This window comes from Clostridium sp. 19966 (genome assembly GCF_032335695.1).
Lineage (GTDB): Bacteria > Bacillota > Clostridia > Clostridiales > Clostridiaceae > JACTOJ01.
This window is the reverse complement of the sequence record NZ_JACTOJ010000005.1, coordinates 42,336-60,567: the sequence shown is the minus strand read 5'-3', so window position 1 is coordinate 60,567 and position 18,232 is coordinate 42,336. Positions and strand designations below refer to the sequence as shown.

Below are 18,232 nucleotides of genomic sequence, written 5' to 3'. Positions count from 1 at the left end.
AAGAGTGAATACACGCTTATCTAAAACTTTTTATTATTCATTGATAGCAGTTTTTATATCGAAATTTTCCATAAATTTATTAATATTTTCCTTATTTTTAATAACTTTGTTTATAATTGCTCCGCCTAAACATACCTCTCCGTCATAAAACACCACTGCCTGGCCTGGAGCAATACCTCGCTGTGCTTCATCAAAAACAACTGTGCAGGAATCAGAATCTTCATTTAAATAAACAGTAACTCCTTGATCCTGCTGCCTATATCTGAATTTAGCTGTACATTTAAAAATCCTAGGTTTTGTTTTTAAGCTTATAAAATTCAGATCTGAAGCTTTGAGTCCATATGAAAATCTTACAGGATTATCTTCACCTTGTGCCACATATAATATGTTTTTTTTCAAATCCTTATCTACAACAAACCAAGGCTCTCCTGTACCTACGCCTCCTATACCAAGTCCCTTTCTTTGCCCTATAGTATAATGCATAAGTCCCTCATGTCTTCCTACCACTTCACCATTTATCGATTTGATTTCACCAGCTTTTGCAGGAAGATAATTATTTAAAAACTTATCAAAGTCCCTCTCTCCTATAAAGCATACTCCAGTACTGTCTTTTTTGTTGGCAGTTTTGAGATTATATTTTTTAGCTATTTCTCTTACCTGCTTCTTTTCCATATCTCCAACTGGGAAAAGTGTCTTAGAAAGAGATTTTTGATTAAGCATACATAAGAAATAGCTTTGATCTTTATTTTTGTCAATTCCCCTAAGTAATCTGTACTCACCATCTTTAAAGTCAACTCTTGCATAATGCCCAGTAGCCATAAATGTAGCACCAACCTTTAAGGAATAATCTAAAAACGCTTTAAACTTTATTTCTTTATTACACATAACATCGGGATTTGGTGTTCTCCCCTTCTTGTATTCATCCAAAAAATAAGTGAAAACTCTATCCCAATATTCTTTAACAAAATTAACAGAGTAATATGGTATACCTATTTCATCACATACTCTTCTCATATCATCATAATCTTCAACTACAGTACAAACTCCATCATCGTCCTTTTCATCCCAATTTTTCATGAAGACACCTATGACTTCATATCCTTGTTCCTTCAAAAGCAAAGCAGTTACAGATGAATCTACTCCACCTGACATTCCTACTATCACTCTTGTCTTTTCATTACTCATATTTAATCAACAGCCTTTCGTTTATCAAAAGTATATCATTGAATTTATCATATTAATATAGTTAATTAATAGGAAACCTTTCATAATTATAAAATATTATATTATAAGAAAACAAATTTATATGGTGATTGACTATGCCTGATTCATATTATACTTTATCAAGAGATAAAATATATAAAATACTAGTGGATAAGAAAAACTTCGTATTGAAGCTTCTAAAAAATAACATAGTAATAAAAACTTACCCTATAGCAATTGGGAAACCAGCTACCCCTACTCCTACTGGAAAATATAAAATAATAAATAAAGCTTACAAGCCTGGCGGGCCTTTCGGCGAGCGGTGGCTTGGTTTAAGTATTCCAGGATACGGGATTCATGGTACAAACAATCCTTCATCTATAGGCAAGGCAGTTTCCAATGGTTGTATTAGAACTTTTAACGAGAATATTATCGAATTGTATAACACGGTCCCATTAGGTACTACAGTAGAAATATTTTAAATTTTATTTATCAATATTTAATTCTTCGATTATGAATTTATCAAAATTGATATCTTCTATGAAATTATTTTCATCAAAAGCTAATTTGCTTCTATTGTTGTATTCATCTAGGTTGCTTGGAAGCCAATAGGGTTTGCTTATATCTAATTCATGACATATTTTTGTTATACATGCTTTGAGGTTTTCTTGATAATTTTTATTATCATCAAATTCCTCTATGTGTTCTTTTATTATTTTGTTATTCTTAACAACTTTTCCTAAAATCTTTATCATAAATCCCTCCCAATTATGCAGTTACACAATTATACCGTAATGTTATTATATTATTTAAAATAAATTTTGTAAACAAAGCTTAGTATACATCATAGTCTATTACTGTAAATATTGTGTAGGAGATAATAAATGTTATATACTAACTTGCCTGAAGGCAATTATGAAAACTATACATCAGATAATACTTATGGATCTACTGACTATGAATTAGAGGATACAAATTACCTAATTGATTTTAATGAATTATGCGAATTAGAAACAAATGATTTGCCAGAAACTTGTCCCTATAGACAAGTTCTAAATACAAATAATCCTTTAGTAGATTTCAACACTAGAAAGATTCCAACAGCACCTCCACCAAATTATACTCCTGCTAAATCAGAAGCTAAGGTTTCCTCTAGTAAAACCAAAGCTGTTGATGCTTTTTCCCTTCGCCCCTGTGTAAATAGAATTATATATATATGGCCGAAAAACGGAAGAGGATTTTGGGCGTATGTGACATTTGTAGGTAGACGTTCTCTAGCTGGTTTCCGATGGAATGGAAGAAGATGGTTCTATTTCGGAATGAGTTTACGAAATGTTGATGCATTTTTTTGTGGCTAATTCTTAATTAACAAAAAGGAGCATAACAGAGTTCATTTGTTCTCTGTTATGCTCTTCTATTAATTGCTTATTGGGATAATCGTAAAAAAATTGATTCATAAATATTTTTCTAAGCTTCATTTAACAGCCAAATTGTAAGATTAAGGACTGAGGCATAAGAAACCCATAATAGATATGGTATCAAAAGAAATGCCGAAATCTTATGAATTCCATAAAAAATTATTATAGTGAAAAAAATTAATATAACTAAGAATAGAGATACTATAAAAGCCAATCCATAAAGTTTGAATTGAAAAAACACTGCTGTCCATAAAAAATTTACACCCAGCTGTACTATATAGAGAATTATTGCCTTTTTTACTCTTGAGTCTTCATTCCTTTTTAATAAAATTCTATTAGATGATATACTCATTAGTAAATATAAGATAGGCCATACAATCATAAATACATAGTTTGGTGGTGAAAAAATAGATTTTTTTAGTGAATCATAGGTTTTAGCTATATCCTTAATGGAAAAAGCAACTAAAATCGCTATGCCTTCAGTTAAAATTATATTCATCAGTAAAATAATTATTTTTTGTAATCTATGAGATATCTTCACTATAACCTCTCCCTACTATTCTTTACCTTAATATAGATAATGATTTAAGCAAATAAATTCACTTCAATAAAGCATATACATTTATTAATGAATTATTCTATATGTGCAATAATTATTTGCATTTTATTTACTTTTGCATTAAATTATATATTAATAGATATTTATAAATTTTAGAAAGTGGTGATACTCATGACTGAACCTTTAAAAAATATTGATTGGGAGAACTTAGGGTTTAGCTACATAAAAACTGATTTAAGGTACATATCCTACTGGAAAAATGGAAAATGGGATGATGGTAAATTAGTAGAAGATAATACTCTTACTATAAGCGAAGCTTCTACTGCTCTTCATTATGGACAGCAATGCTTTGAAGGACTAAAAGCATACAGAAGAAAGGATGGCAAAATTCAACTATTCAGGCCTCAAGAAAATGCTAAAAGAATGATTAATACTTGTAGAAGGCTATTAATGCCTGAAGTATCAATAGAAAAATTTGTTGATGCTGTTACAAAGGTTGTAAAAGCAAATGAAGGATATGTGCCTCCATATGGCACTGGGGCTACCTTATATCTAAGACCTTTAGTTATTGGAATTGGAGACAATATCGGTGTAAAGCCTGCAAATGAGTATTTATTCTGTGTATTTTGCATACCAGTTGGTCCTTACTTCAAGGGCGGATTGACACCTGTAAACTTTACTATAGCAGATTATGATAGAGCCGCTCCTAGAGGAACAGGAAGTGCAAAAGTTGGTGGAAACTATGCTGCAAGCTTATTGCCTCATGAAAAGGCAACTAAAGAAGGTTTTGCTGATTGTATATATTTAGATCCAGCTACTCAAACAAAAATTGAAGAAGTTGGAGCTGCTAATTTCTTTGGAATAACCAAGGATAATAAATTTGTTACCCCCTACTCACCTTCTATTTTGCCTAGTATAACAAAATATTCTCTTATGACTATTGCTAAAGAATACTTAAATATGGAAGTAGAAGAAAGAGATGTATTTATAGATAATTTAGATGAATTTAAGGAATCTGGTGCTTGTGGAACAGCTGCTGTAATCACACCTATTGGTGGAATACAGTATAATGAGAAACTTCATGTATTCTTTGATGAAAAGAAAGTTGGCCCAATAACTAAAAAACTATATTATACTTTAGTAGGTATACAATTTGGAGATGTAGAAGCTCCTAAAGATTGGACTTTAGTTCTGTAATTATCACTTATATAAAAATAGGATCTTTAGCATCTGCGTAAGATCCTATTTTTATAATTTTAACGTAAAGTAGTTTTATATTCCAATGCGTATTCATTAAATAACCCTTTTGGTGCCTCTATTTCATCTTTTTCTCTCAAATTAATATTTATTCCATTACTAATTGCAAAATAAGCTATATTTAACATGATGTAAAAAATTATTGCTACTAACATTTTTAACACCCTCTTATAATTAATTTTTTCTACACTCTTAATATAAGCTATTGCAACACTTTTTTCAAACAGCTTGCAAGAATTGTTTCATAATTAAATGTATCTTGCAATGAATATTCCATAATTTAAGATAATTAAACTATGCAGTTTAGCAATATTATCCTATATGAAATAAACAAGTATAAAAAATGAAAGATTTTTTGCATTTTTTTCAATATAAATTTAATTCAAATTGTGGTACAGTTTTAGAATCATATGTAAATATCCTACAATAAAAAATTTCCTACATAAGATAATTAAATTAGTAATATTACTCTACTAAAAATATAGTAATAATGCTGTAGAGAAGAGATTTTATAAATATTAGAGTATACTTTTGCCATGAAATATCCTATAATATAGTATAGAATTTGGTATTTATATATCTATTTAAATAATAAGGAGTTTAGTGATGAATAATAACTTACAGCAAAGTAATAAAATAAGTATAGCTAAAAAATTAACTTCAGGAATTAACTTTAGACGAGATGGAATTCTATTAAGAAATATCGATCCTATGCGTCAAATACTTCCTTATCTTTTTAGAAGTAGAAATGGAAGCATAGTTTATTCACCAGAAGCTGTTGAATTCGATAATGCTAAAGCACTTATTAAAAATTTGAATAAGGAAGATTCTTCTTTACGAGTAGGAACATTTGAAATGGTTATAGCGGCTTTAGTAAGAACTATTTCTCAATATCCTCATCTTAACAGATTTGTTGGAGGAAAGAAAATATATGCAAGAAAAGCTATCTCTTTTTCTTTTGTAGTTTTAAAAATAGAAAATGGTGCTCAAATTGAAACTAACTCAAAAGTTTATTTCGAAAAAACTGACACAATATATGAAATATCAAAAAAGATTAATGAAAGTATAGATTTATGCTTATCAGACAACTCCAAAAATGATGACAAGCTCATGGCGTTTGTAACAAAGATGCCGTCTGTACTAACAAATTTAGTTACTACTTCAGTGAGAAAAATGAATGATTGGGGAATAATTCCTATGAGCCTTATTCTTACAGATCCTTTATATTCTACATCATACATATCTAATTTAGGCAGTATTGGGCATGATGCACTAAATCATCATCTTTATGAATGGGGTACTACTTCTTTATTTGTAACTATGGGAAAACTAAATAAGATAAATCATTTAAATGCAGATGGAAGCGTGAGTTCTAAAACAATTCTTAACTTAGTTGTATCTGTTGATGAAAGAATTGCAGACGGAGTATATTTAGTTAAAGCATTAAAATATTTTAAGAGTTTATTAAATAAGCCAGAAAAGCTTTTGACTCCTCCTGAATATGTAGTAGAGGATGACGGCATTTAATTAATGTATTGGGGTGTTAAAAATGGAAAATGAAAATTTTTATACTTTAGGAGAAGAAATTGCTAATGCCATAACTCATGGTATTGGTGCACTATTATCCATAGCAGCTCTAGTTATTTTAATAGTTCACTCTTCTATATATGGCACTGCTTGGCATGTAGTTAGTTACACAATTTTCGGTACTACATTGATTATATTGTATACAGGATCCACACTTTATCACAGTATTACTAATAAAAAAGCAAAACACGTGTTTAGAATCTTTGATCATTCTTCTATTTATCTTCTTATAGCTGGCACCTATACGCCCTACACTTTAACAGTTCTAAGAAGCCCCTTAGGATGGACTATATTTGGGGTAATATGGGGATTAACAGTTTTAGGCATAGTAATTAAATCTCTTTGGGTAGGTAAATATGATAAAATTTCTACTGCTATGTATGTAATTATGGGATGGATGGTAGCAATATCTTTAAAAAAATTATGGCTTGGAGTACCGCACATCTCATTTTGGTTATTACTTATAGGTGGGATACTCTATACTCTTGGCGCAGTGCTTTATTCTTTCGATAAAATTCCATATAATCACCCTATATGGCATCTTTTCGTTATGGCTGGAAGTACATGCCACTTTTTTTCGGTATTAAAGATGATATAAATTATGTAACAACGTCATTAAATAATTCATAATATACATGAGGAAATATATCTGAAAAAATTTTGAAAGGAGTCTATTATGGATTCTAATCCTCATGAAATTTATATCAAAAACTTTAATATAAATTTATTAGAATGTAAATATCTTGGCAAAGGCAATAACGGAATAGTTTATCTCCTTCCAGATAGAAAAGTTATAAAAATATGCTATGCTGTGGATAGCTGTAAAAAGGAATATAACATTTTACATAGGATCAAACACAGCCGCTATTTTCCAAGAGTTTATGGTATGACAGGAAATTATATGATAAGAGATTATGTTGAAGGAGAAATATTAAAAAATTATATAAAGCATAATGGGTTAAGTAGAGAGCTTTCTCTCAAGATAATGGACTTATTAGACGAGTTTAAAAAACTAAAATTTTCCAAAAATGATATACGATGTAAGGATATTATTGTTAAACCTGACGGAGAGTTAATGATAATAGATCCTAAGAAATTTTATTCTAAAAAAAGAGATTATCCTAGACATCTTTGCAAAGGACTATACAAGCTTAATGTTTTAGATATTTTCCTAAATACTCTTAAAGAAAAAAAGCCAAAAGAATATAACAAATGGAATCACAAAATCATAAGCTATATAACTTTAAAAGAAAATCAAGGTGATTTGTAATTTGCTTTACTTTTCATATTTTTAGCAAAAGTGTGGTAAACTATTACCACACTTTTTATTATGCATTAATTAGACTTTCTACCTTGTCTTCTAGCTTTTGAATACCATCGGCTTCTCCATTATGAACATCATAAAAGTTCTTTAAATTTTTAAAATAATTTAGATATGCATCCTGCTTTTCTTTGGTTATTTTAAAATTTTTAGCTACATAATTTATTATTTTTCTTTCTTCTTCAGTATAATTTCCATCTACTAAAGCTAGTCCTAATAATTCAAAATATACTATATTGCGAATTCTTTCAGTTGAACTAGAAAATATATTCATAGCTTCTTTTAGGTTTACACAATAAATTAGTTCATCTCCAATGGATAGCTCTTCTATGTATTCCTCTATTAGATTAGCCTCTGCCTCTCCTAACTCTTTATCAGCTGTTGCTAAACTTTTAATGAGGCTTATAAAAGTTATAGATTCCTTCTTATTTAATTCTTTAATAAGCATATTTTTTCCCTCCCATAAATTTCTACAGTTATAATTTTACTACATTATTTACTTATTGTAAAACATAAGATTGGTTAAATATACGTTTTTTGAATTCATATTGTACATTGAATAATCTGCGATTAAATGATATTATTTTAAATAAGTAATTTTTAATGCACTAATTTTAGTATAGAAAGCAGGAGATAAAATGAATATTGAATTCAAAAAGAAGTTGCCTTCTTCTTCACAAATTATCAATGAAATTCCACTTCCAACCGAACTAAAAAGTACTAAAAAAATTAAAGATAAGGAACTTGCTGATATTATAAAAGGTGAATCTTCCAAGTTTTTATTAATAATAGGTCCTTGTTCAGCTGATAATGAGGATTCTGTTTGTGAATACACTAATAGACTAGCATATTTACAAGAAAAATTTAAAGATAAAATTATGATTGTTCCCAGAGTTTATACAAATAAACCTAGAAGCACTGGTGAAGGATACATGGGGATGGTTCATCAGCCAGATCCAACAAAATCTCCGGATCTTGAAGAAGGTATAAAAGCTATAAGGAAGCTTCATATAAGAGTATTAAAAGAATCTAACTTAGTTACTGCAGATGAAATGCTCTATCCTGAAAATTATACCTATCTATCAGATGTACTTAGCTATGTAGCTATAGGTGCTAGATCAGTAGAAGATCAACAGCATCGATTAACAGTAAGCGGTATGAGCATACCTGCAGGAATGAAAAATCCTACTTCTGGTGATATATCAGTTATGCTTAATTCAATTACAGCTGCTCAAATTGAACATACTTTTGTTTATAATGGCTATGAAGTTGATACGAAAGGAAATTATCTAGCCCATGCTGTACTTAGAGGTGCAGTAGATTTTAATGGCAAAAGCATACCAAATTATCATTATGAAAACTTGCTTGATGTATATGATAATTACATTAAACGTGGATTAAAGTACCCCACTGTTATCGTAGACACTAATCACTCCAACTCTAATAAAAAGTATTTTGAGCAGCCTAGAATAGCTAAAGAAATATTGTTCAATAGAAAATATAATCCAAATCTAAAGAAGCTTATAAAGGGATTGATGATTGAAAGTTATCTGGTAGAGGGAAGACAAGAAATTGAAGAAAATATTTATGGAAAATCAATAACCGATCCTTGTCTTGGTTGGGAAGACACTGAAGATCTTATAAAATATATTTACGAAAACCTATAATAAACTGTATTTTACATATGTATTATAAAAAGATGGATTAATATCCATCTTTTTATTGAGAATTTCTAACTTTTAGCAGCATTTCCAAGCCTTCATTAACTTCGGATAGAGGTAGATTGCCATTATTCAACTCTTCTTTTGACTTATTCTTAATAGAGTCATAGAACCCTATTCCTATGTCTAATATTTCATTTTTATCTTCTCCACTATCCAATAATTCATAAATTAAATCTTCAGCTAAATCAAACTTACCTGTTAGTTCATAGTACTTAATTATTTGCAATTTATATTTAAAATCTATTTCATAAGCATCAAGTATATCTAATAGTACTGCTACCTTTTTATCGCATATTTCAGTAGATGTATTATCATTCATAATTGAATTTAAATAAGCATACAAGCTTTTAAAGCATAAATTTATATATGTATTATGCTGATTCATTTTATCTTTTACATTTGCATCTAGATTTAGAAGCTCTCCAAGAATTATTAGTTTCATAGATTGAGAAGTTTCATAGGCTCCTATAAAAGCTACTATATCCTCATAAGATAGCCTGTTTACCAAATTCATATCAATACCCAATAATTCTTTATAGGCTTCATTTAAAATTTCATTGCTTGCCTCATATTGATTATTTTTATTGCATGCAATAATTTTTTCAATTACTTCCCCTAGCCTTTTCATTTTTTCTGAAAAAAGATCATTTTTTATCATATAAACATTAATCCTCCATATAAATTTAATTAAGTCACTATTCTTCCATGCTAAATTTACATATAGGTATATTATACATAAATCAATATACTTCTGTCAAAAATGCATTTTTTATAATAAAAAAACCTAAATTTTGATATTCAATCTCATTATATCGTTTACAGAGGCTATTCTCTTTTAAAATTGTAATTTGCACAAAAAAAATCAAAATATTATAATTATATTCATAAATAATTATTTCATAGGAGGTAAAAATGTTAAAGAGTAAAAAAGATGAAAAATTTATTGAAGCTATAGAACATATATTCAAAAAAACCTCAAAAAATTTTAATGTACTATTATGGGATGGAGAAATATTAAAATACACAGATACCCCTGACTTCATTTTGAAATTTAATGATGAAGATGTATTCAAAAAAATACTTCTAAAACCCAGTGCAATAACTTTTGCAGAAGCTTTTATGGATAAATCCTTTGATATCGAAGGTAACATATTTAAAGCTCTTGAGCTTAAGGATGAATTAAGTGATATGGAACTATCTACAAAAGAAAAACTTAATATACTTATAAAAAGTTCCCCTTTATCTACATTAACTTCTCATACTAAAGAAAATGATAAAAAATACATATCCCATCATTATGATATTTCAAATGATTTTTACAAATTGTTCTTAGGTCCAACTATGACCTATTCTTGCGCTTACTTTAAAGATAAAGATAATGATATTACAACAGCCCAAATAAATAAAATTGAGCATATTTGTAAGAAACTTCAATTAAAAAGCGGCCAAAAACTATTGGATGTGGGCTGTGGATGGGGCACATTAATCATTTGGGCGGCTAAAAATTATGGCGTAGAAGCTCATGGAGTAACCATAAGTGAAGAACAATATAAGTATGTTTGTGAAAGAATTAAAGAAGAACACCTAGAAGGAAAATGTTTTGTGGAATTGATGGATTATAGAGATATTAAAGGTGAAGAAATATACGATAGGATAGTAAGTATAGGCATGTTTGAACATGTAGGCGTAAAAAATCTTCCATTATATTTCCAAATATTAAATAGACTGCTTAAAGAAGATGGTTTATTTCTTAATCATGGTATCACTCATTCAATTAAAAGTACTGTTTCTGAAGAAGAAGCTGAATTTATTGATAAATATATATTCCCTGGCGGTGAACTTCACACTATTAGTGGAATTCAAACTATCATGGAAGAATCAAATTATGAGATATATGACGTGGAATCTTTGAGAGAACATTATTTTAAAACATTGAATTGCTGGGTAAATAATTTGTTGGAAAATAAAGAGAAAGCTATATCTTACGCATCAGAAAGAATATATAGAACTTGGATTTTATATATGGCAGGCTGCGCTCTTACTTTTAGAGCAGGTAATATATCAGTATATCAAGTTCTCTTAGGTAAGATGCCTAACAAAATATATTTCAATAATAAACTTACAAGAGACTATATGTATAAATAAAAAATAAGAGGCTTTGTTGCACAACTAACTAATCAGTTAGTTGTGCAACAAAGTCAAATTTTAAGAAATAAAACTATATATCTAGATAGTTACATCCAAATTTCTACTATAAAAAAAGCTATTTAAAATCCAGATAATTTGTTACCGTATTTGTCTAAATTCATATCCCTTATTTTTTAAATATTCTATTATAGATGGCAGTATCTCTGCTGTAGATTCTTTTGTGTAAGTATCGTGCATTAAAACAATTAAATCCTCTTTATATCCGCTTTCTACAGTATTCTTAAATCTAGTAAAAAGCTGCTGAGGCGTTTTCTTTCCAGGGCTTTCAGCATCCCCATTTAACGCATTCCAGTCTATATAAGTATAACCCTTTTCTTTCAGAAAATTTTCGTAAGGAACATATTTAGGATTTTGAAATGCCCCTCCAGGAAATCTATATATTCTACTAGAAAAATTTGAGCCTAAAATACTTTTCATTATAGCGTCATCATGATTAAAATCATTTTCGAAATCATTCAATGAACCATACATTTTACTATAATTATGAGAATAACTATGGTATCCTATTGAATATCCTTCATTGAATTCTTTTTTTACAAGTTCAGGACTTTCTTCTGCCATCTTACCTATAATAAAAAAAGTAGCTGTTACATTATTTTTTTTAAGTGTTTCTAATATTTTAGGAGTTACAGTTTTAGATGGACCATCATCAAATGTTAAATATGCAGTTTTTATTCCATCTTTTTTATATAAAGAATTAACATCTAGTAGCTCTTTAGAACTGCTACTATTAGTCACAGCTTGGCTGTTTTTATCTTTATTATATTCAGCTTGTACACTTTGATTGCTAACACCATTACCCTGTACATTTGTGTTGTCAGAGGTTTTAATACTATCATTGTTTGTATTAGGATTATCCTTAGGTGCATCATTTGATGCACTCTCAGCTTCTACAGTACTATTAACCTGAGATTCCTGAATTTCATTTTTTTTATCACTATAAACTTGTTTAACTACATCCTGTGAACTTTTGGTTTTGCCAGCATTTGCAATACTAATTAATATAAATATACTGCTCAAACAAACAACAGTAAAAAGTAATGATAATAATATTTTTCTTCGTTTTGTATAAACTTTTTTTCTATTTCTTTTGCTCAAGTATAAGACCCCCATCACCATTATATATATCATAATATAATACGTAAAAGTTGGATTTAATGTGCAAACTTTGATATATTTATTTAAAATTAGTCATATACAAGCATTATTTTTTATTTCTAGGCTTACTCTTCTTTCTAACAGAAAATCCAAAAGTGCCTAATATATCTTTTTCCAATGAAAAATATTCTCCATGGCTATAGGCCACCAAATCGGCTTTTTCTAAATGTATTTTACCTTTTAAGTCTATAATACTTTCTTCTACATTCACCTGTACTATTTCAGCTAAAAATAAGTCATGGCTTCCAAGTGGTGTTATATTTTTTACTTTACATTCTAATGTGACCGGCGACTTTTTTATCATTGGAACAGAAACTTTGCTGCAATCTTCCACTCCTAAATTCATATCCTCAAATTTATTGCTTGTCCTTCCTGACTTTACTCCGCAGTAATCTAACGCTTTGACCATATCTCTATTAGGTAGGTTAATAACAAATTCTCCGGTATTCTTAATATATTCATAAGAGAGTCTTTCCGGCCTTATAGCTACCGTTATCATAGGAGGACGAGTACAGGCCACTCCTATCCAGCCTACTGTAAAAACATTAGTCTTTCCATCTGTATTCTTAGATGTTATAAATACGGATGGGACTGGTGCTAAAAGTATACTGCCTTTCATTGATATTTTCCCCATATATAATTCCCCCTTTGTGCATACTATAATTTCTCTTTAGACAGAAAAATACCCAAATCCTATACAAAAGTTAATAAAACTTACATACAAAAGTTTTTTATATATACATTACTTTATTAACTAATTTAATTAGGATTTGGGATTTGCTATTTATTAAATATTAGTTGTTACGGAACAATTCTAAAACATATAAGAATATGTTTATAAAATCAAGATAAAGATTTAAAGCTGATAAAACTGACAATTTTGATACATATACTTCGTCAAACTCATATGCTCTCTGATGAATATATTTAACTCTTTGCATATCAAAGGCTGTAAGTCCGCAAAATATTATTATACCTAAAAATGATATAAATAAACTCATTTGCTCCATTGGCCATATCATTTGAAATACAGTAATTATCAATAGCCCAATAAGAGCCATAAATAACACTCTTTGTAAAGTTGACAAATCTTTTTCAGTTTTCATACCGATCATTGAGGAACTAAAAAACATTAAAGCTGCAAATAAGAATGCTCTAGATGCTGATTGAAACCCATATATTGTAAATATAGTGCTCAATGTTATTCCATTTAATATTGAGTATACAAAGAACCATGCTCTAGCTGTATTTACAGATAACTTTTGAATTTTTCTGCTTAAGCTAATCACTAAAACCAGCTCGCCTATAAATGCTACTAGAAATAGTGCCATAGGTGGCTCAGGCATCACAATAGAAAATGCCATAGCCGTTATAAAAGTTACCAGTAATCCTAAAGACATAGTAAGTAAAGTTCTTGAAATAAACCTATTCTGACTTTTTACAAAGGAATTTTCCATATTATCACCTCTCCATTAGATATCTTAAATTATTATATCATATTTTAAATGCTTATTACAGCATTATAAAAATACTTCTTATGATTCTCTTGACAAGTGAATAATACAATTTGATTAGTCAAACTATATTCTTTTAAAAATTCCATAGTTTTTTTTAGTCTGATTTCGTCAAATTGAATAAATGCATCATCTAATATAATTGGAACATTAAATTTTTTAAATATTAGATCCGCAATTCCTATTCTAAGAGCAAAATATATCTGATCTAACGTACCGCCGCTAAGGTAATCAATTTCAGTAATTTTATCCTGAAATTTATCTTTAACAGTGACATCATAACCCTGAGAAATGTAAATATTTTCATATTTTCTATTAGTAATCCTGCTCATTATGCTGCTTACTCTACTATTAAGTATTGGCGCATAATTTTTTTGAATTTCTGTAAAGGCTGCTTGAAGATTATCTTTGGCAAGAGTTATAGCTTCAAAATTTTTATAATAGTGTTTAAGCTCTTCTCTGTACCTCTCTATTTCTTCCTCTACTTGAGCTATTTTAATACCTTCCGCAGTACTCATTATTTTATTTTCTAAATTCTCTTTTTTATTTTTCAACTCATACAGTGAAATATTAATTGCCTTAATATTTTCATCTAATTTTTCTATAGAAGAAAATGTATTCTTGCCTTCTACTTCAGCTGCATACTTTAATAAATCAGGTATTTCTGACAAAATATTTTGCATTTGCCGTTCTAGCTGGTTAAAGTCAGTACCTTTCACAAGATTTGCATATCTATTTTGGCAGGAGTCTAATTCTAATTTTAATTTATTGTATTCAGATAACTTATCATCTATGTTGCTAACCATGCTATATAAAGAATCAATATCATCCATATCATATTTTAAATTATCTTGAATATTAAAATTAGAAAACATTATTAATAAATCCTGTACTACAATATCTATCTGTTCTTCTTTCCTCTTTAAGTCTAGTAAGCAATTATTATCTTCAAATCTAATTGAAAGTAATGTTTCTTTAATTCGCTTATATTTTCTTAATTTTTCATAAAATTCATCTATATTTCTTACTTCGCAGTGCTCCAATAAAAAATTAATATATTTCTGTATTTTTTCGACTTCTTCATCTATTTCGGTTTCTTTATAATTATTTGATAAAGCCTCTGAATAATTTAATTTTTTTAATTCTATACTATTATTAATATAATTTAAAATGCTATATGAAGTTAAAATGATACCAATTATGCTTGGTATTCCGGCTATAATATTTTTAAGTGCTATTGCAAGCACAGCTGACAGCATAAGAATTACTCCTATGAAAGCTGTATAGATATTCATTTTACGCTTTTCTAGCTGCATTTGCTGCTTTAACCTTATATTGTCTACTTCTATATTTTTTTCTTTATAAAGATTAACATTATTCTGCTTATGTATAAGTTGTGTTAGTTTTTCTTCCACATCCTCATCTAAAGTGTCAAATCCTTTTAATTTATTTATTTCTATTTCCTGCTCTTCCTTACGAGAAATTATATCATCATATCTTTTTTTTATCATATTTAAATCTCTTTTACGTTCAGATAGTATTAAAATAGCTTCTTTTATTCCATTGAGTTCATACTGTGCCTCTTCCATAGAGCCTCTATAAAAAATTCTTTCAAAGTTACGTAAAGAATAATTTATTTCTGATATTTTTTTCTTTTCATTTTTTATTTCATTATATTGGTAGTAAATAAATAGTTTTTGAGTAATTTGCCTTTTTGAGTTAAGCTGATCTAAACGTAATTTATTAATGTTAATTTGATTCTCGACTTCTCTTAGCTTTGAACTTAATTCAATATTTTCTGAATGTGATTTATTAATTGATTGCTTTTGAATTATTAAATTACTTATTTTTTCTTCATGCTCTTCTATTTTCCCTTGTTTTCTGCCACCTTTTAACAGCTTGATTTCATCATCCAGCATGGATATAGATTTATGAAAAGAAACATCTTCATCAGCGCTTTCATTAAGATTAGATAATTTTTTCATTATTTCATCTTCTTTATCTCTAGCCACTCTTGCACCCAATTGTTTTACAAAGAGTGTTTTCTCAAAGGCTTCTTCTCCAAGTCCAAAAATATCTTTTCCTGGGCAGTAGTTATCAAAATAAATTGCTTTCTCACCAGTTAATAGATTATATATGTTGCAATTATCTTCTCTTTTTTGATTAGAAAAGCTTCTTTCAATGACATAATCAATACCATCATACTCAAATATCAATTGACCCTCTGCTCTTTCTCCATTCCACGGAAGAAATCTTTTTCTTTCATTCTCTCTCACATTTTTCTTCATCGAATTCATTCCATAGAACATACACTTAATAAATAATTGAAGAGTACTTTTCCCAGCTTCATTTTCTCCATAAATTATATTCATTCCTTCATTAAGTTTTAAATTAAAATCGGTAAATTTTCCAAAGTTTTTGATCTTGATTTCTTTTATTATCAATATATCACCTCTTTCAGATCTAAGGCATTAAGTCCTATTTTTAAGGCTAACCGCAGTTTTTCTTTTTCTTCTTCATTAGAGGCAAATTTTATTTTTTCCAGCATTTCTTTTACGAATACTCCTCTTAAGGAAAGTTGTTTTGAAATTTCATCATAATCTATTATTTCTTCAGTTTCATCTATCAGCTTTAAATAAAAAAATTTATCTTTAAGTTTTTGATATAATACATTAATATTTATTTTAAATTCTTTTTCAATATTTCCTCTTAAAAAAATTTTATATAAATTATTGGTTAATTCTTTTTCTGCAAAGTCTATACTATAATTTGATAAATCATTATGTAACTCTAGTTTTTCGTAAATTTTCAAAACAATATCATCATAATTTGATGAATCTGTTATATCAACATTTAATATTTTATACTTTCTTTTACATATTTCTTTAAAATCAAGATTTATTAAATCTTTGTTTATCTCACCTATTATTATTCCTTTAGAATCAATTTCATCAAATCCTCTTCCCTCTGGGCAACCGGGATATGCAAAACTAGTTTTTCCGACTTTTTTTATTCCTGAAAAAGTATGTATATGTCCTAAAGCTAAATAATCTAAACCGCTATTAGATATATCTTCATCACAAATAGGGTTATAATTTGAATTACCATTGTTACCTACGTAATCTCCATGCATAACCATTATATTAATCTTTTCAGGATTATTTATATTAAACTCATTTAGTAATCCTTGCTTTTCATAGGGATTTGAAAAAGCTGCCCCATAAACCACAGTATTTAAATTCGGTATTTCTACCTTTTCCATAGTTGGTTTAAAAATGTGTACATTATCCGGCCAAAGTAGTGTTGAGTAAAAACTTTTGTCAGTAAAAGCATCATGATTACCTGGACTAATAAATACCTTAGTCTTAGGAATCTCATTAAATTTTTTTAATATAAATGTTGCAGTTTCATACATTACTAAATTATTATCAAAAATATCACCGCTTATAAGCAGTAAATCAATTTCATTGCTTTTACATTCGTTAATTATTTTTCCAAAAGTTTCTCTTAAATCTTCTCTCCTAGTATCCGCCATGTTTCCGTCAAGTTCCGCAAATACAGTATCGAAATGTAAATCCCCGCAGTGTAATATTTTTATATTTCTCATTTGACCCTCCATATCATGTCCCATTCTTATAATGTCATAATAATGTCATCTATTATAGAGATTGTATCCTCCATATTATAATTGTTATCTATCACAATATTGCAGTCTACTTTTTTAAATATTTCTCTATCATTGATTATTCTTTTTTCAATATCTCTATTTACTTTTTCGTAATCACAATCAAGTAATATATTTTCCTTTAATCTAAGAAGCATTCTTTCTTTTCTTACTGCTTCATCCACATCTATGTATATAAATAATAATTCAGCATCCTTCACTTTATCTTTTATAGCTTTAACTCCAGATGGTTCTATTACATAAAATGTTATTCCTTTATTTTTGTATTGGCTTTTAATAGAAAAATAATGATATCCATCGTAAAAAGTATATGCTATCATTTCATGCCTATAAAATTCCACTTCAGATGATTTTATAAAAACATGTCCCCATTCATTATCAAATCTTTTAGGCCTATCTGTATAACTTTCAATAATATTATACCCTTTTTCTTTATAATGCCTTACAATAGTAGATTTTCCACTGCCCGATTTTCCTATAATACAAATTATAAAATCTTTATATATCAAATATTTCATCCCCATATCATAAATTGCGTACTTACGTTCTGCTAATATGATAACATTTTTAATATTCCTATACAAGTGAGTAATTTACA

The 18,232-nt window shown here is 28.5% G+C and carries 20 protein-coding genes; 8 read left to right on the top strand and 12 right to left on the bottom strand.

Annotated elements, in window-relative coordinates:
- Positions 1-33: 33 nt before the first annotated feature.
- Positions 34-1,185, bottom strand: coding sequence for a tRNA 2-thiouridine(34) synthase MnmA (gene mnmA, locus IAI10_RS06535; RefSeq protein WP_315672490.1), 1,152 nt, complete (start codon positions 1,183-1,185; stop codon positions 34-36).
- A gap of 134 nt (positions 1,186-1,319) precedes the next feature.
- On the opposite strand from mnmA, the gene IAI10_RS06530 reads away from it, so the two are divergent.
- Positions 1,320-1,685: a L,D-transpeptidase gene (locus IAI10_RS06530; protein ID WP_315672489.1), complete on the top strand. Its 366-nt coding sequence runs from the start codon at positions 1,320-1,322 to the stop codon at positions 1,683-1,685.
- 3 nt (positions 1,686-1,688) lie between these two features.
- Here IAI10_RS06530 and IAI10_RS06525 read toward each other — a convergent pair whose 3' ends face one another.
- Positions 1,689-1,958 (bottom strand): hypothetical protein, encoded by a 270-nt coding sequence (locus IAI10_RS06525; protein WP_315672488.1) that lies wholly within the window; start codon positions 1,956-1,958, stop codon positions 1,689-1,691.
- Positions 1,959-2,087: 129 nt separating this feature from the next.
- Between IAI10_RS06525 and IAI10_RS06520 the strand changes: the two genes are divergently transcribed.
- A complete protein-coding gene (locus IAI10_RS06520) occupies positions 2,088-2,561 on the top strand; it encodes a hypothetical protein (RefSeq protein WP_315672487.1) in 474 nt (157 codons plus the stop codon).
- A gap of 109 nt (positions 2,562-2,670) precedes the next feature.
- On the opposite strand, the gene IAI10_RS06515 is transcribed toward IAI10_RS06520, so the two are convergent.
- Entirely contained in the window at positions 2,671-3,162 is a 492-nt protein-coding gene (locus IAI10_RS06515) for a TspO/MBR family protein (RefSeq protein ID WP_315672486.1), read from the bottom strand.
- 189 nt (positions 3,163-3,351) lie between these two features.
- On the opposite strand from IAI10_RS06515, the gene IAI10_RS06510 reads away from it, so the two are divergent.
- A complete protein-coding gene (locus tag IAI10_RS06510) occupies positions 3,352-4,377 on the top strand; it encodes a branched-chain amino acid aminotransferase (RefSeq protein WP_315672485.1) in 1,026 nt (341 codons plus the stop codon).
- 59 nt (positions 4,378-4,436) lie between these two features.
- Here IAI10_RS06510 and IAI10_RS06505 read toward each other — a convergent pair whose 3' ends face one another.
- Entirely contained in the window at positions 4,437-4,592 is a 156-nt protein-coding gene (locus IAI10_RS06505; RefSeq protein WP_315672484.1) for a hypothetical protein, read from the bottom strand.
- A gap of 451 nt (positions 4,593-5,043) precedes the next feature.
- On the opposite strand from IAI10_RS06505, the gene IAI10_RS06500 reads away from it, so the two are divergent.
- The 3 genes from IAI10_RS06500 to IAI10_RS06490 all read left to right on the top strand — a co-directional run bounded on the left by IAI10_RS06500 (position 5,044) and on the right by IAI10_RS06490 (position 7,294).
- Entirely contained in the window at positions 5,044-5,964 is a 921-nt protein-coding gene (locus tag IAI10_RS06500; RefSeq protein WP_315672483.1) for a 2-oxo acid dehydrogenase subunit E2, read from the top strand.
- 22 nt (positions 5,965-5,986) lie between these two features.
- Positions 5,987-6,622 (top strand): hemolysin III family protein, encoded by a 636-nt coding sequence (locus tag IAI10_RS06495; protein WP_315672482.1) that lies wholly within the window; start codon positions 5,987-5,989, stop codon positions 6,620-6,622.
- A 78-nt stretch (positions 6,623-6,700) separates the two neighbouring features.
- The gene (locus tag IAI10_RS06490; protein WP_315672481.1) at positions 6,701-7,294 is read left to right on the top strand and encodes a protein kinase; all 594 of its coding nucleotides are present in this window, start codon (positions 6,701-6,703) and stop codon (positions 7,292-7,294) included.
- 58 nt (positions 7,295-7,352) lie between these two features.
- Here the strand turns inward: IAI10_RS06490 and IAI10_RS06485 are convergent, their stop codons facing one another.
- Positions 7,353-7,793: a hypothetical protein gene (locus IAI10_RS06485; protein ID WP_315672480.1), complete on the bottom strand. Its 441-nt coding sequence runs from the start codon at positions 7,791-7,793 to the stop codon at positions 7,353-7,355.
- A gap of 190 nt (positions 7,794-7,983) precedes the next feature.
- Here IAI10_RS06485 and IAI10_RS06480 point away from each other — a divergent pair, with 190 nt between their 5' ends.
- Complete coding sequence (locus tag IAI10_RS06480) at positions 7,984-9,012, top strand: 3-deoxy-7-phosphoheptulonate synthase (RefSeq protein ID WP_315672479.1); 1,029 nt, start codon at positions 7,984-7,986, stop codon at positions 9,010-9,012.
- Between the two features lie 52 nt (positions 9,013-9,064).
- Here the strand turns inward: IAI10_RS06480 and IAI10_RS06475 are convergent, their stop codons facing one another.
- Positions 9,065-9,727 carry a DUF6483 family protein gene (locus IAI10_RS06475; protein WP_315672478.1) on the bottom strand — a complete coding sequence of 221 codons (663 nt, stop codon included), beginning with the start codon at positions 9,725-9,727 and terminating at the stop codon, positions 9,065-9,067.
- Between the two features lie 254 nt (positions 9,728-9,981).
- Between IAI10_RS06475 and IAI10_RS06470 the strand changes: the two genes are divergently transcribed.
- Positions 9,982-11,214 (top strand): class I SAM-dependent methyltransferase, encoded by a 1,233-nt coding sequence (locus IAI10_RS06470; RefSeq protein WP_315672477.1) that lies wholly within the window; start codon positions 9,982-9,984, stop codon positions 11,212-11,214.
- A 141-nt stretch (positions 11,215-11,355) separates the two neighbouring features.
- Here the strand turns inward: IAI10_RS06470 and IAI10_RS06465 are convergent, their stop codons facing one another.
- The 6 genes from IAI10_RS06465 to IAI10_RS06440 form a co-directional block, all read right to left on the bottom strand.
- Positions 11,356-12,375 carry a polysaccharide deacetylase family protein gene (locus IAI10_RS06465; protein ID WP_315672476.1) on the bottom strand — a complete coding sequence of 340 codons (1,020 nt, stop codon included), beginning with the start codon at positions 12,373-12,375 and terminating at the stop codon, positions 11,356-11,358.
- A 106-nt stretch (positions 12,376-12,481) separates the two neighbouring features.
- Complete coding sequence (locus tag IAI10_RS06460; RefSeq protein WP_315672475.1) at positions 12,482-13,069, bottom strand: flavin reductase family protein; 588 nt, start codon at positions 13,067-13,069, stop codon at positions 12,482-12,484.
- 160 nt (positions 13,070-13,229) lie between these two features.
- Complete coding sequence (locus IAI10_RS06455; RefSeq protein ID WP_315672474.1) at positions 13,230-13,892, bottom strand: Bax inhibitor-1/YccA family protein; 663 nt, start codon at positions 13,890-13,892, stop codon at positions 13,230-13,232.
- A 44-nt stretch (positions 13,893-13,936) separates the two neighbouring features.
- A complete protein-coding gene (locus IAI10_RS06450; protein WP_315672473.1) occupies positions 13,937-16,393 on the bottom strand; it encodes an AAA family ATPase in 2,457 nt (818 codons plus the stop codon).
- Positions 16,390-17,556, bottom strand: coding sequence for a DNA repair exonuclease (locus IAI10_RS06445; protein ID WP_315672472.1), 1,167 nt, complete (start codon positions 17,554-17,556; stop codon positions 16,390-16,392). Before IAI10_RS06445 ends, IAI10_RS06450 begins: the two co-directional genes overlap by 4 nt.
- A gap of 26 nt (positions 17,557-17,582) precedes the next feature.
- Positions 17,583-18,143 carry a guanylate kinase gene (locus IAI10_RS06440; protein ID WP_315672471.1) on the bottom strand — a complete coding sequence of 187 codons (561 nt, stop codon included), beginning with the start codon at positions 18,141-18,143 and terminating at the stop codon, positions 17,583-17,585.
- Positions 18,144-18,232: the final 89 nt, after the last annotated feature.

Bases quoted from the DNA above. Each gene is read 5' to 3' on its own strand.
- mnmA (WP_315672490.1), bottom strand. From the start codon at position 1,185: ATGAGTAATGAAAAGACAAGAGTGATAGTAGGAATGTCAGGTGGAGTA.
- IAI10_RS06530 (WP_315672489.1), top strand. From the start codon at position 1,320: ATGCCTGATTCATATTATACTTTATCAAGAGATAAAATATATAAAATA.
- IAI10_RS06525 (WP_315672488.1), bottom strand. From the start codon at position 1,958: ATGATAAAGATTTTAGGAAAAGTTGTTAAGAATAACAAAATAATAAAA.
- IAI10_RS06520 (WP_315672487.1), top strand. From the start codon at position 2,088: ATGTTATATACTAACTTGCCTGAAGGCAATTATGAAAACTATACATCA.
- IAI10_RS06510 (WP_315672485.1), top strand. From the start codon at position 3,352: ATGACTGAACCTTTAAAAAATATTGATTGGGAGAACTTAGGGTTTAGC.
- IAI10_RS06505 (WP_315672484.1), bottom strand. From the start codon at position 4,592: ATGTTAGTAGCAATAATTTTTTACATCATGTTAAATATAGCTTATTTT.
- IAI10_RS06500 (WP_315672483.1), top strand. From the start codon at position 5,044: ATGAATAATAACTTACAGCAAAGTAATAAAATAAGTATAGCTAAAAAA.
- IAI10_RS06495 (WP_315672482.1), top strand. From the start codon at position 5,987: ATGGAAAATGAAAATTTTTATACTTTAGGAGAAGAAATTGCTAATGCC.
- IAI10_RS06490 (WP_315672481.1), top strand. From the start codon at position 6,701: ATGGATTCTAATCCTCATGAAATTTATATCAAAAACTTTAATATAAAT.
- IAI10_RS06485 (WP_315672480.1), bottom strand. From the start codon at position 7,793: ATGCTTATTAAAGAATTAAATAAGAAGGAATCTATAACTTTTATAAGC.
- IAI10_RS06480 (WP_315672479.1), top strand. From the start codon at position 7,984: ATGAATATTGAATTCAAAAAGAAGTTGCCTTCTTCTTCACAAATTATC.
- IAI10_RS06475 (WP_315672478.1), bottom strand. From the start codon at position 9,727: ATGATAAAAAATGATCTTTTTTCAGAAAAAATGAAAAGGCTAGGGGAA.
- IAI10_RS06470 (WP_315672477.1), top strand. From the start codon at position 9,982: ATGTTAAAGAGTAAAAAAGATGAAAAATTTATTGAAGCTATAGAACAT.
- IAI10_RS06460 (WP_315672475.1), bottom strand. From the start codon at position 13,069: ATGGGGAAAATATCAATGAAAGGCAGTATACTTTTAGCACCAGTCCCA.
- IAI10_RS06455 (WP_315672474.1), bottom strand. From the start codon at position 13,892: ATGGAAAATTCCTTTGTAAAAAGTCAGAATAGGTTTATTTCAAGAACT.
- IAI10_RS06445 (WP_315672472.1), bottom strand. From the start codon at position 17,556: ATGAGAAATATAAAAATATTACACTGCGGGGATTTACATTTCGATACT.